The sequence below is a fragment of the Cupriavidus necator genome, assembly GCF_013141915.1.
GTDB classification, from domain to species: Bacteria; Pseudomonadota; Gammaproteobacteria; order Burkholderiales; family Burkholderiaceae; genus Cupriavidus; species Cupriavidus necator_B.
The window spans coordinates 384401-407459 of record NZ_SROX01000002.1 but is presented as its reverse complement, the minus strand read 5'-3'; the positions used below and the strand labels follow the sequence as shown (position 1 = coordinate 407459).

Below are 23059 nucleotides of genomic sequence, written 5' to 3'. Positions count from 1 at the left end.
GCGCGGCTACAGCTTGTAGCCGATCTTGCGCAACAGCGCCTTGCGCTCGGCCACATCGGCCTCCGTCTCTATCCCCAGCGGCGAGGCGCCATCGATCACGCCCATGACACCGCGCCCGGCATCGGTCTGTGCCACGATCACCTGCGTCGGGTTGGCCGTGGCGCAGTAGATCCGGCACACCTCCGGCACCGCCCGCACCGCACCCAGCACGTTCACCGGAAAGAAGCCGTCGCCGAGGAAGATCAGGAAGCTGTGCCCCGCGCCGATCGCGCGCGCGTTCTCGCAGGCGAGGTCGATCAGGCTCTCGTCGGTGCCCGACCAACGCACCAGGCGCTTGCCCGAGGCCTCGCAGAACGCCAGTCCGAAGCGGATGCCGGGCACCGTGCTTACCAGCGCTTCGTGCAGGTCTTCGACAGTCTTGATGAAGTGCGACTGCCCCAGGATGAAGTTAGTGGCTTCCGGCTTGGTGACCGGTACGACCGTCAGTTCCATGGCTGGGCTCCTGTGCGATGCGTGTCGCCGTCCGGTTCATGGTAGGGCGCGAGGTGGCGAAAGCAAGCCGGCGCCTGCTATAACCGGAGGGGTTGGCCCATCACCGGAGCCGCCGATGCCCGCCTTTTGCAGATGGCTTGCGCTGCTTGCCATGGTCCCGACGCTTGCTGCCGCACAGGTCGCTCCGGCATCACAGCGCGAGATCGCAGTGACCGAGCTGCGGCACCCCAATGTCGTGGTGGTGCTGCGCCATGCCAGCGCGCCGGGCGTGGGCGACCCGCCCGGGTTCCCGCTGGCCGATTGCGCCACCCAGCGCAACCTCGACGCGCGCGGACGCGAGCAGGCGGCACGGCTGGGGGCAAGCTGGAAGGCGGCTGGCTTCGGGCCGACGCAGGTGTGGAGCAGTGCATGGTGTCGCTGCCTGGACACGGCGCGCCTGATGGGGCTGGCGCCGGTACAGGTGCAGCCGCTGCTCAATTCATTCTTCGGCGCAGAGGCGCAGCGCCGCGACGCGCAGGTGGCGCAGCTGTCGCGGCTGATCGACGGGCTCGACCCGCGCGGCGGGCCTTACCTGATGGTCACGCACCAGGTGGTGATCACCGCGCTGACAGGCCATGGTGCCGACAGCGGTGGTGGTGTGGTGATCGAGTTGCAGCAGGACGGTACGGCGCGGCGCACGCGGGTGTTGCCGGCTACCGGGTTGGATTGAAAGCGGGCTGTGGACGTTGCCGCCGGCTGCCAAGGCTAGTACCGCGCCGTTGGCCTTCGGTGTGACAAGGCTATTCAACGACAAAAGACCCTTCACCGCGCGCGCACCACAAGCCCACACATGCTTCGATATTGGTTCCAACCACTGCTTGAAACGATGGCGCCATGCAGGCGGTGAAGCCATCGACTTGGTGCGGATTCCATTGGATCAGACCTTCCCAGCTCCATTGGCATCCCAATGAAGGAATCTTCGATACGACGCGTCCTTTAGGGCTGCCTGTGAAATCATAGAAGATTGCGTAGGAAGCGGGATAGAAGAGGGTGTCTCTCTTAGTGGTATAGCCGTTGTTGGGGTAGACGCTGATGGTAGGAACTACAGCCGATGAATGGGGGGCCAAGCGGCCGTCCTGTTCGGGCGACATCCGCGGGGACTGCGGAATGATGAAGGGCGCCTTCTCCATCTCAGCGTCGGGCGAGATGACGTTCTTGTCGAGACTCTTGGGGATATAGGCGCCGGAGAATCCCCGCGCGGAAGGATCTAGCCGCCGGCAGACCACTGCATCCAGCGTCTTCTGACCGAGCGTCACGTCGCCGTCATTGGTGATGTCTACCCCGCCGTGCAGTCTGCACCAGCGCGCGTGGCGCTCATTGGCTTCAGGCAATTGTTGCGACCGCAGGATGGTACGGGACCCATCGGCATTGGGTATCGCATTGTCAGGCGCATTCTGCGCAAGGGCGGATGTCATGCTTGCCGCAGCCCCGAGCGCGGTGATCTTGAGCGCATACTGAATTCGACTTCGCATCGGCGTCTCCTCGTTGCTCAGTAAAGGAAGGACGTGATGGGACACGTCCATATCCTCACGTTAGGAGATGGAGCGAGCGCCTAAGCCATCAATGTCACCACATCTTGATGCAAGGCAATTAACTTAACCGCTGATGCGGGCCAGTCCGAGGATTCTTACCGGGGCATCGCAAGAAAATTCCCGAGGCCCTATCGCGCCAACAACGGCTTCAGGTACTTCCCCGTAAAGCTGGCCTTGCTCTTCGCCACGGCCTCCGGCGTACCGCGCGCAATCACCTGCCCGCCGCCGGCGCCGCCCTCCGGCCCCATGTCGATCAGCCAGTCGGCAGTCTTGATGACGTCCAGGTTGTGCTCGATGATGACAACCGTATTGCCCTGGTCGCGCAGCTTGTGGATGACCTTGAGCAGCAGCTCGATATCGTGGAAGTGCAGGCCGGTGGTCGGCTCATCGAGGATATAGAGCGTGCGACCGGTATCCCGCTTGGACAGTTCCAGCGAAAGCTTCACGCGCTGCGCCTCGCCGCCCGACAGCGTGGTCGCCGATTGCCCCAGGCGGATATAGCCCAGCCCCACGTCGAGCAGCGTCTGCAGCTTGCGCCGCACCACCGGCACCGCGCTGAAGAACTCATGCGCCTGCTCGACGGTCAGGTCGAGCACCTCGGAGATGTTCCTGCCCTTGTACAGCACCTCCAGGGTCTCGCGGTTGTAGCGCTTGCCGTGGCAGACGTCGCACGGCACGTACACGTCCGGCAGGAAGTGCATCTCGACCTTGAGCACGCCGTCGCCCTGGCACGACTCGCAGCGCCCGCCCTTGACGTTGAACGAGAACCGGCCCGGGTCGTAGCCGCGTTCCTTGGCCGCCGGCACGCCGGCGAACAGTTCGCGGATCGGCGTGAACAGGCCGGTGTAGGTGGCCGGGTTGGAGCGCGGGGTGCGGCCGATCGGGCTCTGGTCGACGTTGATGACCTTGTCGAAGTGCTCCAGCCCCTCGATGCGGTCGTGTGCCGCCGGCTCCGGCGTCGAGCCGTACAGGTGGCGCGCCACCGCGTGGTAGAGCGTGTCGTTGATCAGCGTCGACTTGCCTGAACCGGACACGCCGGTGATGCAGGTCAGCAGGCCCACCGGCACTTCGGCGGTGACGTTGCGCAGGTTGTTGCCGCTGGCATTGACGATGCGCAGCAAGCGCTCGTCGTCTGGCGCGGTACGCTGCTTCGGCACTTCGATGCGGCGCTGGCCGGACAGGTATTGTCCGGTCAGCGAAGCCGGCGAGGCCTCGATCTGCCGCGGCGTGCCCTCGGCCACGATCATGCCGCCGTGCACGCCGGCGCCCGGGCCGATATCGACCACGTAGTCGCAGGCGCGGATCATGTCCTCGTCATGCTCGACCACCAGCACCGAGTTGCCGATGTCGCGCAGATGTTTTAGCGTGCCGATCAGCCGGTCGTTGTCGCGCTGGTGCAGGCCGATCGAGGGTTCGTCCAGCACGTACATGACGCCGGTCAGGCCCGAGCCGATCTGCGACGCCAGCCGGATGCGCTGTGCCTCGCCGCCCGACAGCGTGTCGGCGCTGCGCTCCAGCGACAGGTAGTCCAGGCCCACGTTGTTGAGGAAGTTCAGCCGCGCGGTGATCTCCTTGACGATCTTGTCGGCGATCTCGCGCTTGGCGCCGTGCATGTCCAGCGTCAGGAAGTAGGTCAGCGCATCGCGCAGCGGCCAGCCGTTGATCTCGAAGATCGCGCGCGCCTGCTCGCCGTCGCCCAGCTTGACGTGGCGCGCCTCGGTGCGCAGCCGGGTGCCGTGGCAGGCCGGGCAGGGCTGGTTGTTCTGGTACTTGGCCAGTTCTTCGCGCACGGCCACGGAGTCGGTCTCGCGGTAGCGGCGTTCCAGGTTGGGAATGATCCCTTCGAACACGTGCTCGCGCACCGTGGTGCGGCCGCGCTCGTTGATATAGGTGAACGGGATTTCCAGTTCGCCGGAGCCGTGCAGCACCACCTGCTGCACGTTTTCCGGCAGCTCCTCGAACGGCGTCTCGGTGTCGAAGTCGTAGTACGCCGCCAGGCTTTGCAGCATCTGGAAGTAGAACTGGTTGCGGCGGTCCCAGCCCTTGATCGCCCCCGAAGACAGCGACAGGTTGGGGAAGGCCACCACGCGCTTCGGATCGAAGAACGTGATCTGCCCCAGCCCGTCGCAGCTCGGGCACGCGCCCATCGGGTTGTTGAACGAGAACAGCCGCGGCTCCAGTTCCTGCAGCGAATACGAGCAGATCGGGCAGGCAAAGCGCGAGCTGAAGGTGTGCTCCTTGCCGCTGTCCATCTCCAGCGCCAGCGCGCGGCCGTCGGCCAGGCGCAGCGCGGTCTCGAACGACTCGGCCAGGCGCTGCTTGATATCGGCGCGTACTTTGACCCGATCGACCACCACGTCGATGCTGTGCTTCTCGGTCTTCTTCAGCTTGGGCAGGGCATCGACCTCATAGACCCGGGCCTGCGCCTCATGCGCGGTGCCGCCCCCGGAGCGGATGCGGAAGCGCACGAAGCCCTGCGCCTGCATGCTGTCGAACAGGTCCGAGTGCTCGCCCTTGCGGTCGACCACCACCGGCGCCAGGATCATCAGCTTGGTGTCCTCGGGCAGCGCCAGCGCCGCGTCAACCATCTGCGACACGCTCTGCGCCTGCAGCGGCTGGTTGTGGTCGGGGCAGTAGGGGGTGCCGGCGCGCGCGTACAGCAGGCGCAGGTAGTCGTGGATCTCGGTGACGGTGCCGACGGTGGAGCGCGGGTTGTGGCTGGTGGCCTTCTGCTCGATCGAGATGGCCGGCGACAGCCCCTCGATCAAGTCGACATCGGGCTTTTCCATCAGCTGCAGGAACTGGCGCGCGTAGGCCGAGAGCGATTCCACGTAGCGGCGCTGGCCCTCGGCATAGAGCGTATCGAAGGCGAGCGAAGACTTGCCGGAGCCGGACAGGCCCGTGATCACGATCAGCCGGTTGCGCGGCAGGTCGAGATTGATGTTCTTCAGGTTGTGGGTACGCGCCCCACGGATCTTGATTTCTTCCATATGCCGAAAAGTCGTCGCCAGGCAGGCCGCCCCGGCCGGAATGCGCGCCCGGGCGCACCTCTGAGGGCAGCTGGCATGGCCAGGTGACCCGGGAAGCGCGAAGGAGCAAACCTGTTAATATACCCAACTTCGGTTTCCGGGGTTGTCCGGCCACGAGCGGACCCGACCGTTGCCGCCCACCGGCAACCAGCCCCATCCCGAATCCACACGATCCCACGATCGCAATGCCGTCGATCCAGTCTTCTTCTCCGGATACGGGTGCCGCCGACGCATCCCAAGCCCCCACGCGCGAACGCATGACGCGCGCCGAACTGCGCGCCGCGATATCGCTGGCCAGCATCTTTGCGCTGCGCATGCTGGGCCTGTTCCTGATCCTGCCTGTCTTTGCCGAATACGCCCGCGGACTGCCCGATGGGCACGACGCCCAGCGCGTGGGCCTGGCCATGGGCATCTACGGCCTGATGCAGGCCTTCCTGCACATCCCGCTGGGCTGGCTGTCCGACCGCATCGGGCGCAAGCCGGTGATGGTGGCGGGCCTGCTGCTGTTCATCGCCGGCGGCCTGGTGGCCGCGTTTTCCGACACGCTCTCCGGCATCATTGCCGGGCGCGCGCTGCAGGGCATGGGCGCGATCTCGGCCGCGATCACCGCCTGCATCGCTGACCTGACCCGCGAGCGCCATCGCACCAAGGCCATGGCGATGGTGGGCGGCAGCATCGGGCTGACCTTCGCGTTGTCGCTGGTGATTGCCTCGCCACTGCTGCACAGCATCGGCATGTCCGGCATCTTCGGGCTGATGTCGGTGCTGGGCGTGATCGCCATCGGCGTGACGGTGTTCCTGGTGCCGACCCCGCCGCCGCCGCACCCGGTGCGCCTGCCGTTCCGCAAGGTGCTGCTCAATGCCGACCTGGCGCGCCTCAACGTGGGCGTGCTGGCGCTGCATGCGTCGCAGGTGGCGATGTTCATGGTGGTGCCGGCGATGCTGGCCGATGCCGGCATGCCGCTGGACCAGCACTGGAAGGTCTACCTGCCGGTGGTGCTGGTGTCGTTCGTGCTGATGCTGGGCCCGATGATGGCAGCCGAGCGCTACGGCCGCGTGCGCCCGGTGCTGCTGGGCGCGGTCGCGCTGATGACCGCGGTGCAGCTGCTGTTTGCCGCGGTGCATGGCCTGTGGGCGATCGTCGGGGTCTTGCTGCTGTTCTTTGTCGCCTTCAACGTGCTGGAGGCGATGCAGCCGTCGCTGGTGTCGCGCTACGCCGCGGCCGCGCGCGGCGCGGCGCTCGGCGTCTACAACACCACCCAGGCGCTGGGCCTGTTCCTGGGTGGTGCCGCCGGCGGCTGGCTGCTCAAGCACGAGGGCCGCAGCGCCGTATTCGTGGGCTGCGCGGCGGTGCTGTTGCTCTGGCTTATAATCGCGTGGAGCATGAAGGCGCCGCCGGCACGGGGCCAGCAAGCCGCACCGGCCACCGCGGCCTGATCCTGCTCCCGGCTTCGCATCACTTCGTAAAGCATTCGGGCCCGAAAGAGGCCTAGCATCATCGCGCCACCCGGCATCCTGGCGGGGGCGCGATGTTCGTTTACGTTGTTTCGTTTACGTGGTTTCGTTTACGTCGCCGCCGTATCGCGTCACACTACAACCCGCTTTTACCGTCATCGTATTGCCACGCTTTTCAACACCGCGCGTGGCTTTTGGAGAACATTCACATGGCATCGGTCAACAAAGTCATTCTCGTCGGCAACCTCGGCGCAGACCCGGAAACGCGCTACATGCCCAGCGGCGACGCCGTCACCAACTTGCGCCTGGCCACCACCGACCGCTACAAGGACAAGCAGTCCGGCGAGATGAAGGAAGCCACCGAATGGCACCGCGTGGCGATGTTCGGCAAGCTGGCCGAGATCGCCGCCCAGTACCTGCGCAAGGGTTCGTCGGTCTATATCGAGGGCCGCATCCGCACCCGCAAGTGGCAGGACCAGTCCGGCCAGGACAAGTACTCGACCGAAATCGTTGCCGACCAGATGCAGATGCTGGGCTCGCGCCAGGGCGGCGCTGGCGCTGGCGGTGACGAAGGCGGCTACGGCGGCGGCGCTGGCGGTGGCGGTGGCTACAGCCGCGAAGCGTCGGGCGGCGGCTACGGCGGCGGGCGCAGCCAGGGTGGTCAGGGTGGTCAGGGCGGCGGCCAGGGCGGTGGCGCGGCGCGCCGGCCGCAGCAGCCGGCGTCGAATGGCTTCGAGGATATGGACGACGATATCCCGTTCTAACGCCTGCCGTTCTCCGTCTGGCAAGTTTCACCGTGGAGCCCGCTTGTGCGGGCTTCTTCATTGCTGCCGTCTGCTGGCCGGCGCGATACCACGCGGTTACGCCCGCCCGTCTTCGCTGCATAGAGCCGCTGGTCGGCGATCATCACCAGCGCATCGCGTGCGCTGGCGTGGTCGGCTTGCATTTCAGCCACGCCGAACGATGCGGTAAAGCGGATATCCTTCATCAGGCGGGCATCCTCGGCGGGCCGGCAACGCAGGGCCTGCAGGATCAGCCTGAGCTGCTCGGCAACAGCGGCCGCACTGTCGATATCAGTGCCCGGCAGCAGCACCGCGAATTCCTCGCCGCCAAGCCGTGCAGGCAGGTCGTCCTTGCGCACATTGCCGCGCAGCGCGTCCGACAGCGCGCGCAGCACCGCATCGCCGCTCGCATGCCCCCAGTGGTCGTTGATCTTCTTGAAATGGTCGATATCGAGCAGGATCACGGAGAGCGGCATGTGCCGGTGCTTGCCCTGCGCCGCCCACGCGTCGAACCGGTGGGCAAAGGTGCGGCGATTGGCCAGCCCGGTCAGCGCATCGGTCTCCGCCAGGCTGCGCAGCGCTTCCCCGCGCGCCTGATAGTGCTTGAACAAGGTATGGACGATGGCGAGCGTGATGCCCAGCAGGATGACCAGTGCCAGCGCCGCGGCGCCAACCACGCCGCCGAGGCGCGCGGCGCTGGCCGCCAGTAACTTCCGGGTCGACACTTCATCGACCATCCGCAGGTTGCCGCGGGCAATGGATCGGACCAGCAATTGATGGCCGCTGCCGTCCGCTTCCAGGCCAGAGGCCGACGCGATGATGGCGGTCAGGGCGCCGGGCGGCCAATTGCCGGCGAGCGCGGCATGCAGCGATTCGCCGGGACGTACCCTGCGGGTACTGGCCGCGAGCAGCTTGCCGTTGCGATCGGTGAGATAGCTGGCGAGCTCATGGTAAGGCGCGGCGCCCAGGTAGTCGTCGAGGCTGCTTCGGGGAATCTCCAGCATGGCGATGCCGAGCAACATCTTCTCCGTATAGACCGGTACGCTCAAGAAGAGCGAGATGTCGTCGGGTTCGGCCGTAGCGGCTGCCACTTCCCAGCGCAGGTGGTCGTCGGCAACGTTTGCGGTCGGGCCCTGCCGGAAGGCCGCTGCGGCGCCATAGCGCCGCAGCAACGCCACCGCGTCCTGTTGCGGAACCGGCGGAGCGGTGACGATCAATCCGTTGCTCGATATCCAGGTCATGCGTCGCTGGAAGGCCGGATCCTTCGGCGCGGCGCTCAGCAAATGACTTAAGCCGCGGGCCACCGTCATTTCAGCCAGCAACGTTTCGTCATGTCGCGCAAAGCCGGGCATGGCATGAAGTTGCTCCGGCCCGAAACCGTAGACCGATGCGGTATCGCGCGATGCAACCGCCCATACCGGATCGTGCCGGCGAGAGAACGCGCTGCGCAAATCCGCGTCCGTGGGCCTCGGCAAGTGCCGCGGTAGCGCCAACAGGTGTTCCGCGAAGTTCCTGAGGCTGAGGAGGCGCTGGGCTTCGAGATGAAGCAGCGCATCGATGCTGCCGGCGCGTAGCGCCTGCATCTGCCTGAGCGATTCGAGCTCCCGGCCCTGCGCCAGCAGCAGCCCCCACCACAGCATCCCCAGCAGCAGGGCCAGCGCCAGGCCGAACGAGACCAGAACGAAGCGTCGGGGGTGCCCGGCGAGCGCACGCCAAAGCGCGGATGGCAAGGCGTCGTGCGTGGCGGCCGGGGTATCCAGGGGCGAGGTCATCTGCGCTGAGCGGGCTCTTGCCTGCATTGGCTATCGTAAAGGGGGAAAAGCTGCCTGATCACTTTTGCCGAGCCGGCCGGCGGGCGCCGGCGTGCCGCCGCCGGAACACTGACTAGCCGCTTAACCGTGCGCGGTTGCGCTGCAGCGTGCGGCTTGGCAACTCTCCGAAAGCGTCACGGTATTGCGCCGAGAACCTGGCGTAATGATGGAAGCCCCAGCGCGTGGCAACCTCGGATACGGTGCACGAAGCAGGAGCCGTGATCAGGTCCCTCAGCGCACCATTGAGACGCACGCCCAGGAACCATCTGCCGGGCGTCATGCCGACGCTGCGCCGGAAAATGAGCTGCAGTGCCCGATGGCTGTAGCCGCTGCGGCGGGCGATCTCGCCGAGCGCGATGTCCGCGTCGCCGCCTTCTACCAAGAGCCGCTCGCAGGCACGGATCAGATGCTGATGCCGCCCCACCGCCGTGTCATGCGGACAAAGCGCATGGCCGGCGTCTGACAGCGCGTCGACATAGCAGCCCAGCAGCGATGCCGACATATCGCGTTCCAGCGCCTCGCCGATGCCGCCCGTCGACGCCAGCGACCGCGCCAGGGCGAAGGCGTCCATTGCGACCCGGCCCAGATAACCGCGCCGTCCGGCAGGCAAGGTAATGGAGTGCGCCGCTCCACCCCGCAGCGGCAGCGGTCGTCCGCGTCTTTGCAGGGCGGTCTGCTGCAGCAACGTTTCCGTGGTCGTGAAATTGATCCATCGCGAGGCGCGACGGGCGTGGTAGAGCAGTTCGACGCCGCCGGGATAAAGCTGAATGTCGTCGGCCGCGATATCAGTCAGGTTGTAGCGCGTCGTGTCGTGGCCGTTCAGCACAAAGCCAATGCAGAGGGCGTCGTCGGGCATGCTGCCCTGCGCGATCACCGGGAAGTCGTAGCAACCAGACTCCAGGCGCACCTCACCCAGTTGCAGGCGCTGGTGCTCCATTGTGGTGTTGCCGGCGCGGAGCAGGCGATGCTCGAAATGCCCGCCGTAGACGATATCGAACGCCTGCAACGGCTCGAACCCGGAGTAGGTGTGCAGGAAGTACGCCGACGAAGCTGTCAAACCGGAGCCTCCGGGTTTTTCGCTTTCTGGATAGTGGCCGCTTCCGCCGCTGCCTAAGCTAGGCACCGTAACCTCCCACCGGAATCCGTGCATGTCAGATACCTATCGGCAACTGAAAGCGCATATCAGGGAGCTCGAGGCGAAGGCAGAGGCACTGCGCAGACGGGAACTGAAGGAGGTTATCCGCACCGTACGCCAGCAGATCCGCGCCTACGGAATAACGCCCGACGAACTGTTCGCGCCTGACCTGTCCGATCTCGTGCAATACCGGGATCCCGGCACCGGCAAAACATGGAACGGACATGGGCGCCCACCGGCGTGGATCCGCGGCCAGGACTGGGAGAAATTCCGCGTCGATGGTTGATTTTCCTACGATCGTCCGGTGGAGACCAGAGCACTGCAAAAAGACTAAATCAGCCAGACAAAAAGTTTCACTTCCCAAGCCATGCCAGTTGCCCGCAACGTTGTGCCGGCAACTGGCCGCATCCATCGGACGACAATGCCATGACACGCCCCGCCCATACCTTGTTTGCGCTCGCCGTCTCGTCGGTACTGGCTCTAGCGATGCCCGGGCGGGCCCAGGGCGAGACCGGCCGCTTCGAGTCCATCGCGAAACTGCCGTTCAAGGAGAACCGTCCGACCGACAAGACCGCCAGGACGTTGCAAGAAGAATTGACGTTCCAGCGCGCCACGCAGACCTACCTTTGGGCGCTACCGCTACTAAACACCATGGGCATGCGCGACGGTTTCGCGCAATCGTTCGGCACCGGCTACCACACCATGGCGATCTGGGAGAAGCGCCTCGATGCCAAGACGCGCATTACCACGCCGAATTCCGATCTGATTTACGGCATGGTGTTCGTCAACCTTGCCGACACCGGACCGCTCGTGTTCGAGGCGCCACCCAAGTTGCAGGGCATTTTGCTCGACTTCTGGCAGCGTCCGATCCCGCATGACGGCGGCAAGTTCTTTGGCGACGTCGGCCTGCCAGGCCCGGATGGTGGCGCAGGCGGCAAGTTTCTGTTGCTGCCGCCGGGCTATAGCGGCGAGGTTCCACCGGGCTACTATGTCTATCGGTCCGGCACCAACAATGTCTTTATCTTCCTGCGCTCGTTCTATAACGATCTCGCCAATATCGGGCCGGCGGTCGATATCCTGAAGCAGTCGGTGCTCTATCCGCTGGGCAAGAAAGACAGTGCCGAGAAGATGAAGTTCTACGACGCCTCCGGCAAGCCGCACGAGATGCTGCCGCGCACCGATGCCACCGCCTTCCGCCAGCTCAAGTATCTGGTCGACACGGAAGGCCGCCATCTTGCGGAGGCGGACTGGCTGGGCATGCTGGCGGGCCTGGGCATCGCCGCCGGAAAGCCCTTCGAGCCGGACGGCGGCACCACGAAGATCCTCGATGCCGCCGCCAGGACGGGCTACAACATGAGCCGGGTAATCGGGCTGCAGAACCGGAGCGGAAGCACCGACTATCGCGTATTCGCGGACCGCCAATGGGTCAATCCGGTCAACAACCTGTCTTCGCGCTGGCCCAACGCTCCCCTGGACCTGGCCTTCCAATCGAACCAGGGCGGCTACCGCGATCTGGACGCCCGCACGTGGTTCTTTACCGACTACTACTCGCTCAGCCCGGGCATGGTCTCGATGACGCCCGGCAAGGGAGCGTTCTACATGGTCGCGTTTAATGACAGCGCGAGTCGTCCGCTGGCCGGATCCCACAGCTATCGAATCAAGCTGCCGCCCGGCATTCCCGCCGAGCTGTTCTGGTCGGTCACGCTTTACGAATCGGAAAATGCCGCGGGCCTGGACAACGGCCAGCCATTCCCGTCACTGGGCAAGCTCAACCATCCGAAGCAGGACGGCGATGGCAGCACCACCTTGTATATCGGGCCCAAGGCGCCAAAAGGCGCCGAAGGCAACTGGCTTGCCACGGTGCCGGGGCGCGGGTTCTTTGCAATCCTGCGTCTATACGCGCCTGCTAAGGCGGCCATCGACGGAAGCTGGAAACCCGGGGACTTCGAAAAGATCAATTAGGCCTGCCAAAGGCTCCTATCCCTTCGATCAGCCAGCCATGCGCTGGCGCATCCTGCAAGGACCCAACATGCCACCGCTCCGTGCTTTCATTGTCCACGCAGCCTTCGCCCTGGCTGCCTCGAGCGCCATTGCACAGCAGAGTGTCGACACCCGCATCGGGAAACTGACCTTTGAAAGCGGATATCCGTCCCAGCAAACCGTGGCCAAGCTCTACGACGAGATGGACTTCCAGCGCGCCACCCAGGCGTATATCTGGGGCATTCCCGCGGTCGGGCTGGCCGAATGGCGACTGGCACACCGCGATATCTTCAAGGGCAAGAATGGCGAGATGCTGTCGTATCTCGATTTCAAGGAGAAGCTCGGCATCCTCACGCCCAACTACACCACCCCCTATATCGCTACGCTGGTCGACCTGCAGGAGAGCGGTCCCATCGTCGTGGAACTGCCGCCCGGCCTGATGGCCGGCATGATCCTCGATGCCTGGCAGCGCGTTCTCGCCGATCTCGGCGTGGTCGGCCCCGACCAGGGCAAGGGCGGCAAGTACCTGATCCTGCCGCCCGGGCACAAGCCGGTGAAGCCCAAGGGCTATTATGTGGTCCAGTCCCCCGGCAGGACGGTGCTTGCCGGAGTTCGCCTGCTCGATGCGGACAAGGAAAAGGCCATACGTGAGCTGATCCCCGGCATCAAGACATATAAGTGGTCGCCCAACGGTAAGGTCGACGTCATGCGCGTGCGCCATGCCGGCGACCTCCAGTGGAGCCAGATGCCGCCGCGCGGCATGGCTTATTGGGAGAGTCTGAACAAGGTGGTGCAGAGCGAGCCGGTGATGGAGCGGGACCGCCTGATCCTGGCGCAGCTGCGGTTCCTTGGCATTGAAAAGGGCAAGCCTTTCAACCCGGACGCCCGGCAGAAGAAAATCCTGGAAGACGCAGTCGTGGTGGGCGAAGCCATGGCCAAGGCCAATACCTCTGACAAGCGTGTCGAGCCACCCTTCTGGCCAGGCTCGAACTGGAAGCACGCGCTGGTGGTCTCGGTCGATCAGCGCATGCCGGGGTATGACCAGCTGGATGAGCGCGCGGCCTGGTTCTATGAGGCGGTGGTGATCTCGAAAGGAATGCTGACCCAGACGCCAGGCGTGGGGCAACGCTATCTCGCCTCGTACAAGGACCATGACGGCAACTGGCTGACGGGGGCAAGCACATACCGGCTGCGCATTCCGCCGAATCCACCCACCAGGCAATTCTGGTCGGTGACCGCCTACGATGAAGACACGCGGCAAATGGGCGTCACGCCACAGGGCCGTCCCGACATTTCTTCGCGCAAGGAGGATCTGGTCAGGAACAGTGACGGTTCCGTCGATGTGTACTTCGGGCAGAAAGCTCCCGCGGGCAAGGAAGCTAACTGGGTGCAAACCACGCCGGGAAAGGGATGGTTCAGCTATTTCCGATTCTACGGGCCGACCAAGCCGTTCTTCGACAAGACCTGGGTGCTGCCCGATTTTGAAAAGGTCAATTGAGACCGGCACCGCCGGCGCATGCCAGCGCAGCCGACGCGGGCCCCACCCAAACGGACCGCCAAGCGACAAGCCGTATTTTGGATTTTCGAATCGAGGAGACTGTGATGAGACGCATAGCTGTCCTTTGCGTGCTTGCGACTGGCCTGGCGGCATGTGGCAGCGCGCCGCAGACCAAAAGCGACAACCCGGTATCCGCGCCCTCGGCGGCGCCGGCGGTTGCGACATCGCCGGCCCCCAGCGGCGCGGCACCCGCCAATGCGGTGGATCCCACAGCGGTCCAGGCGCTGCGCGACATGGGGAAATACCTGCAGACGCTCAACCGGTTCGAGGTCGAGGTGGATTTGTCCGGCGAGCGGGTGCTGGCCGATGGACAGAAGCTGCTGCATACCGCCACGGCCAGGGTCGACGTACAGCGCCCGAACAAGCTGCGCGCACAGATGCGCAGCGCGCGCTCCGCGCGCGACCTGCTGTATGACGGCAAGACCGTGGTGCTCTATATGCCCGAGCAGAAGTACTACTCGCAGGTTCCGTTCACCGACAACCTTGCCGACCTGGTGACTCGCCTGAGAGAGCGGTTCGGGGTCGAGGTCCCGATGGCGGATCTGTTCCTGTGGGGCACGCCCCAGGCGCCGCTGGAAGGCATGAGTTCGGCGATGAGCGCCGGTCAGGACATGGTCGGCAATACGCTCTGCGACCATTTTGCATTTCGCCAGGGGGATATCGATTGGCAGATCTGGATCGCAACCGGCCCGCGGCCGCTGCCGCAGCGGCTGGTGATCACCAATCGCAACGATGAGGCGCGCCCGCAGTCGGTGTCGTCGATCCGGTGGAACCTGAATCCCAGGCTCGCTGATTCCCGGTTTACGTTCACTCCGCCGAAGGGCGCCATGCCGGCAAAGTTCGTGCCGCTGCAGGGCCGTTAAAGGAGCCACCATGACAAACGCAATTGGAAAAGGTATTGCCATGTGGACGGCTGCCGCCATGTTGTCGGTGGCAGTCGGCATCACCGCGGAGGCCCGCCCGAATCGCGGCGGCGGTGCCCACGGCGGCGCTCCTCGGGCCGAGGCGGCGCATGCCGGCGGCGGGGCGCGGCAAGTCGACAGCCGGCACGCGGATGCGCGCACCAACAATGTCCGCAGCACCAGCGTTAACAGCGTAAATGCCAACCGCAACGTCAACATCAACTCGAACCGCAATGTCAACGTAAACGTGGAGAACGGCGGTTGCTGCCACGGGGGCTGGGACAATGACTACCACCCCGTCGCCACGGCGGCGGCTGTGACCGCGACGGTGGCGGTCACCTCTGCGGTCGTGGGTTCCCTGGTTCGCTCCGTGCCGCCGGGCTGCGTGCCGGTCAATTATGGGGGCATGGTCTACCAGCAGTGCGGCAGTACCTGGTATCAGCCGCAGGGCTCGCAGTACGTGGTCGTCAATGCCCCCTACTGATGCCATAGAAAGGGGCCCGCTGCACCAGGCTCGGCATGGCGCAGGCCAGGCGAGGCTCGATTCCGGATATTGGTGAAGTCGAATCCGACCATGTCTATTCCACTATTTCCGGTGCGGCCGGTCTGGATGGCTGCTGCGGTTCTGATCGGTCTGGCGCCGTCAGTCCATGCCGAAGACTCGGAGGAACTGGCAAAGAAACTCAGCAACCCCGTGGCGGCGCTGGTCAGCGTACCGTTCCAGTTCAACTACGACCGAGGCATCGGGCCGGCGCGCGACGGCGAGCGCTGGACCATGAACTTCCAGCCGGTGGTACCGGTTTCTCTGAGCGAGGACTGGAACCTGATCTCCCGCACCATCGTGCCGGTGACCTATCAGTCGTCGATCACGCCGGGCTCGGGTTCTCAGGCCGGCCTTGGCGATACGGTGCAGAGCCTGTTCTTCTCTCCCAAGGCTCCCACCGCGTCCGGCTTGATCTGGGGCGTGGGGCCTGCACTGTCGCTGCCCACCGGCACTGAGAACCAGCTCAGCGGGCGTAAGTGGGGGCTCGGACCGACCGCGGTCGGATTGATACAGCATGGCCCCTGGACCTATGGGGCGCTGGGCAATCACATCTGGTCCGTCGCCGGCGACAACGGACGGCCTGCGGTGAGCAGCACCTTCATCCAGCCATTCCTGTCCTACACCACGCCCACGGCATGGACCTACACGCTCAATACGGAAGCCACCTATGATTGGCGGCAGTCGCAGTGGACCGTGCCGATTCATGCCGGAGCCAGCAAGCTGGTCAAGATCGGGGAACGGCCGGTCAGTTTCGGTCTGTTCGCCACCTATTGGGCGCAGGGGCCGAAATCGGCGCCCCATGGCTGGGGCGGCCGCGCCGTCGTGACATTGCTGTTTCCGAAGTAGCCCTGCCTCCACGCGGGCGAGCGCCACGATAGCGACGCGGCCGGAATCAAGCACATGCTGCGCTGCGGCATCGCTGGATGCGACCCGGGCCGCGCTGCCAGCAACAGATCTGCGATATAGACCGGCTGCGCCGGCTCTGTTGCCGCGTCATGCCGGCACCGCCAGGCCGGACTCCCGTTCCCACTCGACGCAATTGCGGCCGTTGTTCTTGGCCGTGTACAGCACGTTGTCCGCACGCAGCAGCAGCGCTTCCAGGTCTTCGCCGGGCCGCAGCGTGGCCACGCCAAAGCTGGCGGTGACCTTGCGCATGCCGGGCAGGGCGTCAATGCTGGCCTGCTCGAGCGTCTGGCGCAGCCGTTCGGCCAGCTGCAGCGCCGCGTCGTGCGGGGTGTCGGGCAAGAGCACGACAAATTCCTCGCCACCCAGGCGCGCGGCGATATCGCGGCGGCGGATGCCCGCGGCAATGATGCGGCCGACCTGCGTCAGCACCGCATCGCCGGCGCCGTGGCCGTAGTTGTCGTTGATGAACTTGAAGAAGTCCAGGTCGCACAGCACCACGCTCAGTGGCTCGCCCGGACGTGGCGGGATCTGGCGCGCCGCCAGGGTTTCCAGGCTGCGGCGCGTGTGCAGCTGGGTCAGCGGGTCGGTGTCGCGTTCATGTCGCAGGCCGTCGATGACATCCTGCGCTGTGGCCGCCAGCAGCGCCAGCGCGAGCGTCAGCAGCAGCAACGCCAGCGTGGCCTGGAGCCACAGTCCGTAGGCGGTGCGTGGCAGCGCGGCGGCGTCGGCTACCCCGGCTGGCGCAAGCGTCAGCACCGTGCGCGGCACGAACTGCAGCGCGAATCCCACGAACACCCAGAACAGCACGCGGTCCACGGTCCGGCCCTTGCGCAGACCGGCCAGGGGCGCGATGCCCAGCAACAGGATCAGCGCCATGCCGACGTTCGCGATGTAGACCCGTGCGACCAGGCTGGGCTGGACCAGTTCGAACCACGCCAGCATGCCGCACAGGACCAGCGGCAGTGCCACCACCGCGCAGCGGCCGGGGCGCGCGCCGATGCGCGCGAGCATGCCGTGCAGGAGCAGCACGGCGCTGCCCAGGTAGAGCGCGCCGATGACGGTGGCATGGCCGGCGCCGGCGCGCGGCGGCCACAGGATCTGCATCCCGATCGCCGTCGCGTACAGCAGGTAGCAGGCGCCCACCTGTAGCAGGTAGGGCCGCGTGCGCTCATGGTGCCATGCGAACAGGAAGCTGAGCGCAAGCAGCAAGGCCATGGCGGGAATGACCAGGGCCAGGAAATGACCGGCATCGTGCAACACGGAGCGTCCCCTGTCTTGGTGTTCTCTGGCAGGGAAAAAGCCCGCTTGCAAGGCGCGTGAAAGCGCGTGAGCCAGGGAACATGGAAAGCGGCGGGCGCCCGCGCGAGCGCTGTGTCGCGCCGTCGACGCGCCCGCCTTGCGGGCCGCCGCCACCGAACTGGACGGCAACCGCTGGTAACAAAGTGTTTCTGTCGGGGTGCATTCTAGTCACGGGTGGCGGCCGGGGACTCCCCCCATTGGGGCTCAGGGGGCAAACAATTGTGAACAAAGCGAGCCAGGTCAACCCAGCCAGGTAGCACGTGGTGCCCACTTGCCGGCATTTGTGACTAATCTGGTAGATACTGTCGGATCCTCCGGCAGTTCGGTTTTCCCGTACGCAAGGAGATCACGATGAAGACCAAGAAAGCGATGCCAGTGTTGTTGCTGGCGGCAAGCGTGCTGGCGGCGCCGTTCGCGATGGCGCAGGGCGGTGCCAGGTCCAGGCCGATGACCGATCCCATGGCGGCGTCCGCGCCGCAGGCGCAGAACTCGCCCTATGGCCAGGTGCAACAGTGGAAAAAGGGCGACCGGCTGCCCACCGAGTTCCGCGATCGCCAGTATGTGATCGACGACTACAAGCAGTACAACCTGCCGGCGCCGCGCAAGGGTACGCGCTGGGTCGGAATCGGAGCCGAGTATTACCTGGTGGCGCCCAATGGCGTGATCCAGCAGGTCGGGTCAGGGTCCTGAGGCCCCTTCCGGTGCTTGACGGCAAACATTAAAAAACCGCCACGCTTCAACGCGTGGCGGTTTTACCTTGTGCCGGGCATCGGCTATCAGATGCCCAGGATCTTCTTCGCCTCGAGCAGCGATTTCATCGCTTCATCGTGCTTGCCGGCCTTGTGATAGGCCTCGCCGTCGGCACGCAGCCTGGCGACCTTGGCGGCATCTTCGGGCGACAGCGCGGGCTTGGACGACAGCTTGGCGTCGATGGCCTTCATCTCGTTTGGACAGTTGTGGGCGAATGCCATGCTGCTCGCGCCGCACAGCAATATTGCCGTGACGATTGGAAAGAACTTACGCACAGTGGCCTCCCCGCAAAAGCAGTTGGAGTCTTCAGCATAGTGCATGACCGCCCCGGAGACGTCTGCCGGACCATGCCCCGCGCATTCTGGCGGCACGGCACATCACCCTCATAAAAAGGGTAAGCCGGGATTATTTGTTGCGCGCTTGAACGCTTTCGCACCGGCCGTTCACAGGCCATGCCATTCGTCATTCATCCATTGTTCAGCCGTCTGGGCGACACCCGCGCCAGGGTCCGGGAACGGTACTCGCACGCATATTCGCAGCGGAGTCGACGATAACGTGCCGCGAGGCCGGCAGCCCCGCGTGGGCGCCCGGGCTGGCGCGGCTTGCCGCAGGCCGGCCGCTCGCGCCACGGGCGGCATGGTGGCGGCCGTTTTACTGTTGTCCGGGGCGCTTCACGGTTGAAACAGCCCATGCCAATGCACGATTTATCGCGGCCCCTTCTCCTTATAGATTGGAGCTACCCGGCAACGATCCGGGGGCATCAGAAAACCGGGGGGGCGGCGGGCTGTACGTGAGCCTGTCGTGCAAGCCCGGTAACTGAACCCGCTCCGTATCGCACCCGCCCAACCACGCGGCCGCCAGGCCGCCATCAACCCTCTGCCAGGGCCGCCGCCGCACCATGCGCGCGGGCCGCGAAACGTGCCCTGGTTTTCCCCCACGCCTTCCGGTGTTATTTTGGAGGGCGTCATTTTTTTGCCCGGGCTGATCCTTACCATCCCGATCGTGCCGACGCCCCACGGGAGTGCCCCTGCGCATGGAAACCTCTGCCGAACACTATTCGCTGGCCCTGCTGTGCGCCGCCGTGCTGACCGTGGCGGTGGTCGGCATCCACTACGAGGCGCTGCGCCTGCTGTCCGCGATGCACCCGCGCCGCTGGAGCGGGCGCATGAATATCGGCGTGCTGATCGTCTGCATCATCCTGGTCCATTGCCTGGAGGCGCTGCTGTTCGCCGCGGGCTTCTGGTTTGCCGATCGCGTGCTGGGTCTGGGCGGACTGGCCGGTGTCGCCGTGCCTGGGGTCGAGGCGTCGGGCGTGCACGCGCAGCCCGGCGCGCTGGTCTATGCCTACTTCGCCCTGGAAACCTTTACCACCCAGAGCCTGGGCGATATCGTTCCGGTGGGTGCCAGCCGCCTGATCGCCAGTATCGAGCCGCTGGTCGGCCTGATCCTGATCGGCTGGTCCACCTCGTTCACCTACGTCATGATGCGCCGCGACTGGGAACTGGAGCGCGACGAAGGCGAGCATCGCCGCGGCTAGCGTCCGAAGGCGTGGCGGCATCGCCCGCCGGCAGCGCACCTCCGGCAACATCGATCGGCATCGATCGCACCTGTCTCCGCGCTTTCGTCTGTGCCGGAGCCACGTGCCGCACCCGGCGGCCAACAACAAGGGGAAGCGAACATGGCAAGACTGGTGATGATTTTGCTGGGCGTGGATTACCTGCGCACGCGCTGGCGCGGCCTGTTGTGGCTGGGTTGCGCGAGCGTGCTGCTGGGTGTGGTGCTGTTCGTCGATGCGCTGGACAACGCCATCTACTTCCCGATGACGCCGTTCGCGGTGGTGCTGCTGCTCGAAGGCCTGGCCACGCTGGTAGTGGCGCGCAGCGGCATGGGTGGGCAGCGCACGCTGCGCCAGGTCAAGGGGGCGTCGTTCTGCTTTGCCGCGCTGCTGATCCTGGCCGGCCACCATCACGGCAACTTCGTGCTGTCGATGATCTTCGGCACGCTGTTCCTGGCCGACGGGCTGCTGCAGATCGTTTCGGCGCGGGTGGTGCGCTTTCGCACCTGGCGCCTGGCGGTCGCCGTCGGCGGGTTCGAGATCCTGGTCGCGATCTTCTTCTTCCAGCCGTATCCGACCCACTACGTCGGCACGGTGCCGTACTGCCTTGGACTGGGGCTGATCTTTGGCGGCTGGAACCTGCTGGTGCTGGCATCGCGCCTGCGCCGGCTGGACCATAACCCCGGCATGGACGAGGCCGACGCGGCGCCGGCCCATGCCACGCCGGCCGCCCACGCCGCCGGCGACGCGCCCGAGCTGACCCTGTGGGAAGGCCCGCCCGGGCCAGGCGAGCGAGCGCTCGCGGTGCATGTCTGGACGCCAGTGGGATCGGCGCGCGGCGAAGCGCGCCGCCAGCCGCTGGTGGACCGCTATATCGCCGCGGTGGACCGCGACGGCGTCATCTCCACGGGCCACGCGGCACTGGAATCGCCGGAGGGCATCTACATCAGCCTGTACCCGGCCGAGGAGATCGACCGGTCGCCGGACGAATTCACCCGCATTCTGCGCGCCACCCGCGAAAACGACGTGGCGGGCAAGTTCCAGCCGGATTACGAGACCGAAGCGCGCGCCTGGTGCCCGTCGACGGTGCAGGTGCGCATCCGCAACTACGATGCCGAGCGCCTGCGCCGCTTCTGGGAGGCGTACCGCCAGGACACCACCTACAACCTGACCTACCGCAATTGTTCCAGTACGGTCTCGCACGCGCTGGAAGCGGCGCTGGAGGGCGCTTCGGCGCGGGTCTGGCGCCTGGCCCGGGGCTGGCGGCCGCTGTGGCGCCTGCTGGCCACGCCCGAGCTATGGGTGGCGGCGCAGATTCGCAAGCGCGCCAAGACCATGGCCTGGACCCCGGGGCTGACGCTGGATTACGCCCGCGCGCTCAGCATGCTGGCCGATCCGCGGCCGTCCGGATGGGCCAGCATGACCCGCATGGCGCTGGGACAGATGCGGCGCCAGCGCCAGGACTGGCACGCGGGCAGGGCGGCCGCCGGCGACGGCCCCGCCCCCGACAATGCCGCAAATGCCGCAAACGCGCGTAATGCCACGCGGGGCGCGAACGATTAAAGTCGCTGTGTTTGCCAAAACCCGCCGAGCCAAGGAGGAACTTCATCATGCCGAGACCCCAGCGAGCCCTGCTCTGCGTTGCCGCCGTCGCCGCCTTCGCGGTGGCATGCGGCGCGCAGGCGCAGAGGCCGGACCAGGGCGGCGCCGCCGCCGCCATCAATGAAGCCGTGCAACAAGGCACCAGCCCTTACCGACCCGATCCCGCCGCGACGCCGGGCAGCCTCCAGTCGGACGAGTGCCGGGCGCTGGCCGCCCAGATCGCGCAGGCGCCCAAGCGCGAGTACCGCGCCACCGAGCCGGCCATCGAGACCGCGCAAGGCCGCATGGTGCCGGAGCTGGAACGGGACCGGCCCAGGAAGTCGCTGCAGCAGGCGTATCGGGAGAAATGCACGCAGTAAGCCGTCCCGCCGCGCCTGCGCCGGCCACCGCGCGGCCAGCGCAGGCGCTCAGCCACGCCCGGGCGCCACGTAGGCGCCGGTGCGGTGCAGTTCGCCTTCGGCCTGCTCCAGCGCGCGGATGGCGCCCTTGCCCTTGCGGGCCAGCAGTTGTTCGACCAGCGCCTCGACCACCGCCACGCCCGCCGTGATCGACGGGAAGAACGACGGACTTTCGATCGAGAACAGCAGCGTGCAATCCGCGGCCAGCGCGATCGGCGCCACCGTGCTGTCGGTCAGTGCGATCACCTTGCAGCCGCACTCGCGCGCGGCCGCTGCCACGCGGAGGCTTTCCTGCGAGTACGGGGCAAAGCTGACCACCACCACGGCATCCTTGGGCGCCAGGCCGCGCAACTCCATTTCAAGCGTGCCGGCCTCGGCGCGAATCAGATGCACGGTGCTGCGGAACAGCCGGTAGACATAATGGAAGGTGAACGCGATCGGGAAGCACGAGCGAAACCCCGCCACATGCACGCAGGCGGCTTGCGAGAGCAGTTCGGCGGCGTGCGGCAGCGTCTTTTCGTTGCTGCCGGCGATCCGGTCGAGGTTCTGGTGCTGCGCCTCGAGCATCTCGCCCAGCATGCGGCTGGCGCTGCTTTCGCGCACCACCTTGCGCGCGCGGCGCGCATACGGCTGGGTGCCGCCGCGCAGCGCATCGACGAACAGTTCGCGCATCGCCTGCCAGCCATCGAAACCCAGGTGCTGCGACAGCCGCACCAGGGTGGCGGGCTGCACGCCGGCGCTGGCTGCGATCTTGCGCATCGACAGCACCGGCACGTCCTGCGGATGGTCGAGCAGGTAGCGGGCGCCGCCCTGGAATTGGGTGCTGAGGGCGGGAAAGCCGCGGCGCAGCGATTCCAGCAATGACTCAAGGTCGTTGGGCGGCGCCGACGGCCCAGGCCGGGACGAGGCGGAAGGATCGGACGGCATGCGTGCTCCGGTTTCGGGATGTAACGATTGTTGCACAGCTGTCCGCGGTTACGCACCGCGGAAGCGGCGTGAGGATCAACGTCCACAACGGGCCGAAGCTGTATCCCCTCGCGCACAGAACCCCGGCTGCACTGTCTGTTCGCTACAACGCCATCCGCACCGCATCGTATTTTCCTTACCCACCTGGCAGATCGTGACTTACACTCCGCGCCATAACCTCCGGCATTAGGTCGTCCGGAACATAAAAGTATCGGAGCGCGAGCATGGGACATAGAAGCCCGGCAGTGCGACACGGCGGGAGGGTCAACCCGCCGTCTCGGGTCAAATTCAGGGTCATCCCGGGGGTCGGATCCAGCATCGGAAT

21 protein-coding genes are annotated in these 23059 nt (G+C 65.8%); 13 read left to right on the top strand and 8 right to left on the bottom strand.

Annotated features, from left to right (window positions below; translation table 11 throughout):
• Positions 1-6 precede the first annotated feature (6 nt).
• The gene (locus tag E5S69_RS06840) at positions 7-492 is read right to left on the bottom strand and encodes an adenosine-specific kinase (protein WP_171514257.1); all 486 of its coding nucleotides are present in this window, start codon (positions 490-492) and stop codon (positions 7-9) included.
• A gap of 115 nt (positions 493-607) precedes the next feature.
• On the opposite strand from E5S69_RS06840, the gene E5S69_RS06835 reads away from it, so the two are divergent.
• The gene (locus E5S69_RS06835; RefSeq protein WP_171514256.1) at positions 608-1201 is read left to right on the top strand and encodes a histidine phosphatase family protein; all 594 of its coding nucleotides are present in this window, start codon (positions 608-610) and stop codon (positions 1199-1201) included.
• Positions 1202-1271: 70 nt separating this feature from the next.
• Here the strand turns inward: E5S69_RS06835 and E5S69_RS06830 are convergent, their stop codons facing one another.
• Both E5S69_RS06830 and uvrA read right to left on the bottom strand, forming a co-directional pair.
• Positions 1272-2048 (bottom strand): hypothetical protein, encoded by a 777-nt coding sequence (locus E5S69_RS06830; protein WP_171514255.1) that lies wholly within the window; start codon positions 2046-2048, stop codon positions 1272-1274.
• A 143-nt stretch (positions 2049-2191) separates the two neighbouring features.
• Positions 2192-5053, bottom strand: coding sequence for an excinuclease ABC subunit UvrA (uvrA, locus tag E5S69_RS06825; RefSeq protein ID WP_171514254.1), 2862 nt, complete (start codon positions 5051-5053; stop codon positions 2192-2194).
• 224 nt (positions 5054-5277) lie between these two features.
• Here uvrA and E5S69_RS06820 point away from each other — a divergent pair, with 224 nt between their 5' ends.
• The gene (locus tag E5S69_RS06820; RefSeq protein ID WP_171514253.1) at positions 5278-6528 is read left to right on the top strand and encodes an MFS transporter; all 1251 of its coding nucleotides are present in this window, start codon (positions 5278-5280) and stop codon (positions 6526-6528) included.
• Between the two features lie 227 nt (positions 6529-6755).
• Complete coding sequence (locus E5S69_RS06815; RefSeq protein WP_171514252.1) at positions 6756-7310, top strand: single-stranded DNA-binding protein; 555 nt, start codon at positions 6756-6758, stop codon at positions 7308-7310.
• On the opposite strand, the gene E5S69_RS06810 is transcribed toward E5S69_RS06815, so the two are convergent.
• Positions 7307-9100, bottom strand: a complete 1794-nt coding sequence (locus tag E5S69_RS06810) for a diguanylate cyclase (protein ID WP_171514251.1) — start codon at positions 9098-9100, stop codon at positions 7307-7309. The two genes, E5S69_RS06815 and E5S69_RS06810, sit on opposite strands and share 4 nt — an antisense overlap.
• 112 nt (positions 9101-9212) lie before the next feature.
• Positions 9213-10196 (bottom strand): AraC family transcriptional regulator, encoded by a 984-nt coding sequence (locus E5S69_RS06805; protein ID WP_236901240.1) that lies wholly within the window; start codon positions 10194-10196, stop codon positions 9213-9215.
• A gap of 91 nt (positions 10197-10287) precedes the next feature.
• Here E5S69_RS06805 and E5S69_RS06800 point away from each other — a divergent pair, with 91 nt between their 5' ends.
• The 6 genes from E5S69_RS06800 (at position 10288) to E5S69_RS06775 (ending at position 16104) form a co-directional block, all read left to right on the top strand.
• Positions 10288-10560, top strand: coding sequence for an H-NS family nucleoid-associated regulatory protein (locus tag E5S69_RS06800; RefSeq protein WP_171514249.1), 273 nt, complete (start codon positions 10288-10290; stop codon positions 10558-10560).
• Positions 10488-12236, top strand: a complete 1749-nt coding sequence (locus tag E5S69_RS06795) for a DUF1254 domain-containing protein (protein ID WP_236901239.1) — start codon at positions 10488-10490, stop codon at positions 12234-12236. The genes E5S69_RS06800 and E5S69_RS06795 overlap by 73 nt, the downstream gene beginning before the upstream one ends.
• Positions 12237-12303: 67 nt before the next feature.
• Complete coding sequence (locus E5S69_RS06790) at positions 12304-13752, top strand: DUF1254 domain-containing protein (RefSeq protein ID WP_171514248.1); 1449 nt, start codon at positions 12304-12306, stop codon at positions 13750-13752.
• Positions 13753-13856: 104 nt separating this feature from the next.
• Positions 13857-14675, top strand: a complete 819-nt coding sequence (locus E5S69_RS06785; protein ID WP_171514247.1) for a DUF2092 domain-containing protein — start codon at positions 13857-13859, stop codon at positions 14673-14675.
• A gap of 10 nt (positions 14676-14685) precedes the next feature.
• Positions 14686-15198, top strand: a complete 513-nt coding sequence (locus tag E5S69_RS06780; protein ID WP_171514246.1) for a hypothetical protein — start codon at positions 14686-14688, stop codon at positions 15196-15198.
• A 90-nt stretch (positions 15199-15288) separates the two neighbouring features.
• Positions 15289-16104 (top strand): transporter, encoded by an 816-nt coding sequence (locus E5S69_RS06775; protein WP_236901238.1) that lies wholly within the window; start codon positions 15289-15291, stop codon positions 16102-16104.
• Positions 16105-16251: 147 nt separating this feature from the next.
• On the opposite strand, the gene E5S69_RS06770 is transcribed toward E5S69_RS06775, so the two are convergent.
• Positions 16252-17424, bottom strand: coding sequence for a diguanylate cyclase (locus tag E5S69_RS06770; protein WP_171514245.1), 1173 nt, complete (start codon positions 17422-17424; stop codon positions 16252-16254).
• Positions 17425-17814: 390 nt separating this feature from the next.
• Here E5S69_RS06770 and E5S69_RS06765 point away from each other — a divergent pair, with 390 nt between their 5' ends.
• Positions 17815-18153, top strand: coding sequence for an RcnB family protein (locus E5S69_RS06765; RefSeq protein ID WP_171514244.1), 339 nt, complete (start codon positions 17815-17817; stop codon positions 18151-18153).
• Between the two features lie 86 nt (positions 18154-18239).
• Here E5S69_RS06765 and E5S69_RS06760 read toward each other — a convergent pair whose 3' ends face one another.
• Positions 18240-18533 carry a hypothetical protein gene (locus E5S69_RS06760; protein WP_171514243.1) on the bottom strand — a complete coding sequence of 98 codons (294 nt, stop codon included), beginning with the start codon at positions 18531-18533 and terminating at the stop codon, positions 18240-18242.
• A gap of 713 nt (positions 18534-19246) precedes the next feature.
• On the opposite strand from E5S69_RS06760, the gene E5S69_RS06755 reads away from it, so the two are divergent.
• The 3 genes from E5S69_RS06755 to E5S69_RS06745 all read left to right on the top strand — a co-directional run bounded on the left by E5S69_RS06755 (position 19247) and on the right by E5S69_RS06745 (position 21729).
• A complete protein-coding gene (locus E5S69_RS06755; RefSeq protein ID WP_171514242.1) occupies positions 19247-19750 on the top strand; it encodes a two pore domain potassium channel family protein in 504 nt (167 codons plus the stop codon).
• Positions 19751-19891: 141 nt separating this feature from the next.
• Positions 19892-21331, top strand: a complete 1440-nt coding sequence (locus E5S69_RS06750) for an HdeD family acid-resistance protein (protein WP_171514241.1) — start codon at positions 19892-19894, stop codon at positions 21329-21331.
• Positions 21332-21378: 47 nt separating this feature from the next.
• Positions 21379-21729, top strand: a complete 351-nt coding sequence (locus tag E5S69_RS06745) for a hypothetical protein (RefSeq protein WP_171514240.1) — start codon at positions 21379-21381, stop codon at positions 21727-21729.
• 48 nt (positions 21730-21777) lie between these two features.
• On the opposite strand, the gene E5S69_RS06740 is transcribed toward E5S69_RS06745, so the two are convergent.
• The gene (locus tag E5S69_RS06740; RefSeq protein WP_171514239.1) at positions 21778-22695 is read right to left on the bottom strand and encodes a MurR/RpiR family transcriptional regulator; all 918 of its coding nucleotides are present in this window, start codon (positions 22693-22695) and stop codon (positions 21778-21780) included.
• Between the last annotated feature and the right edge of the window lie 364 nt (positions 22696-23059).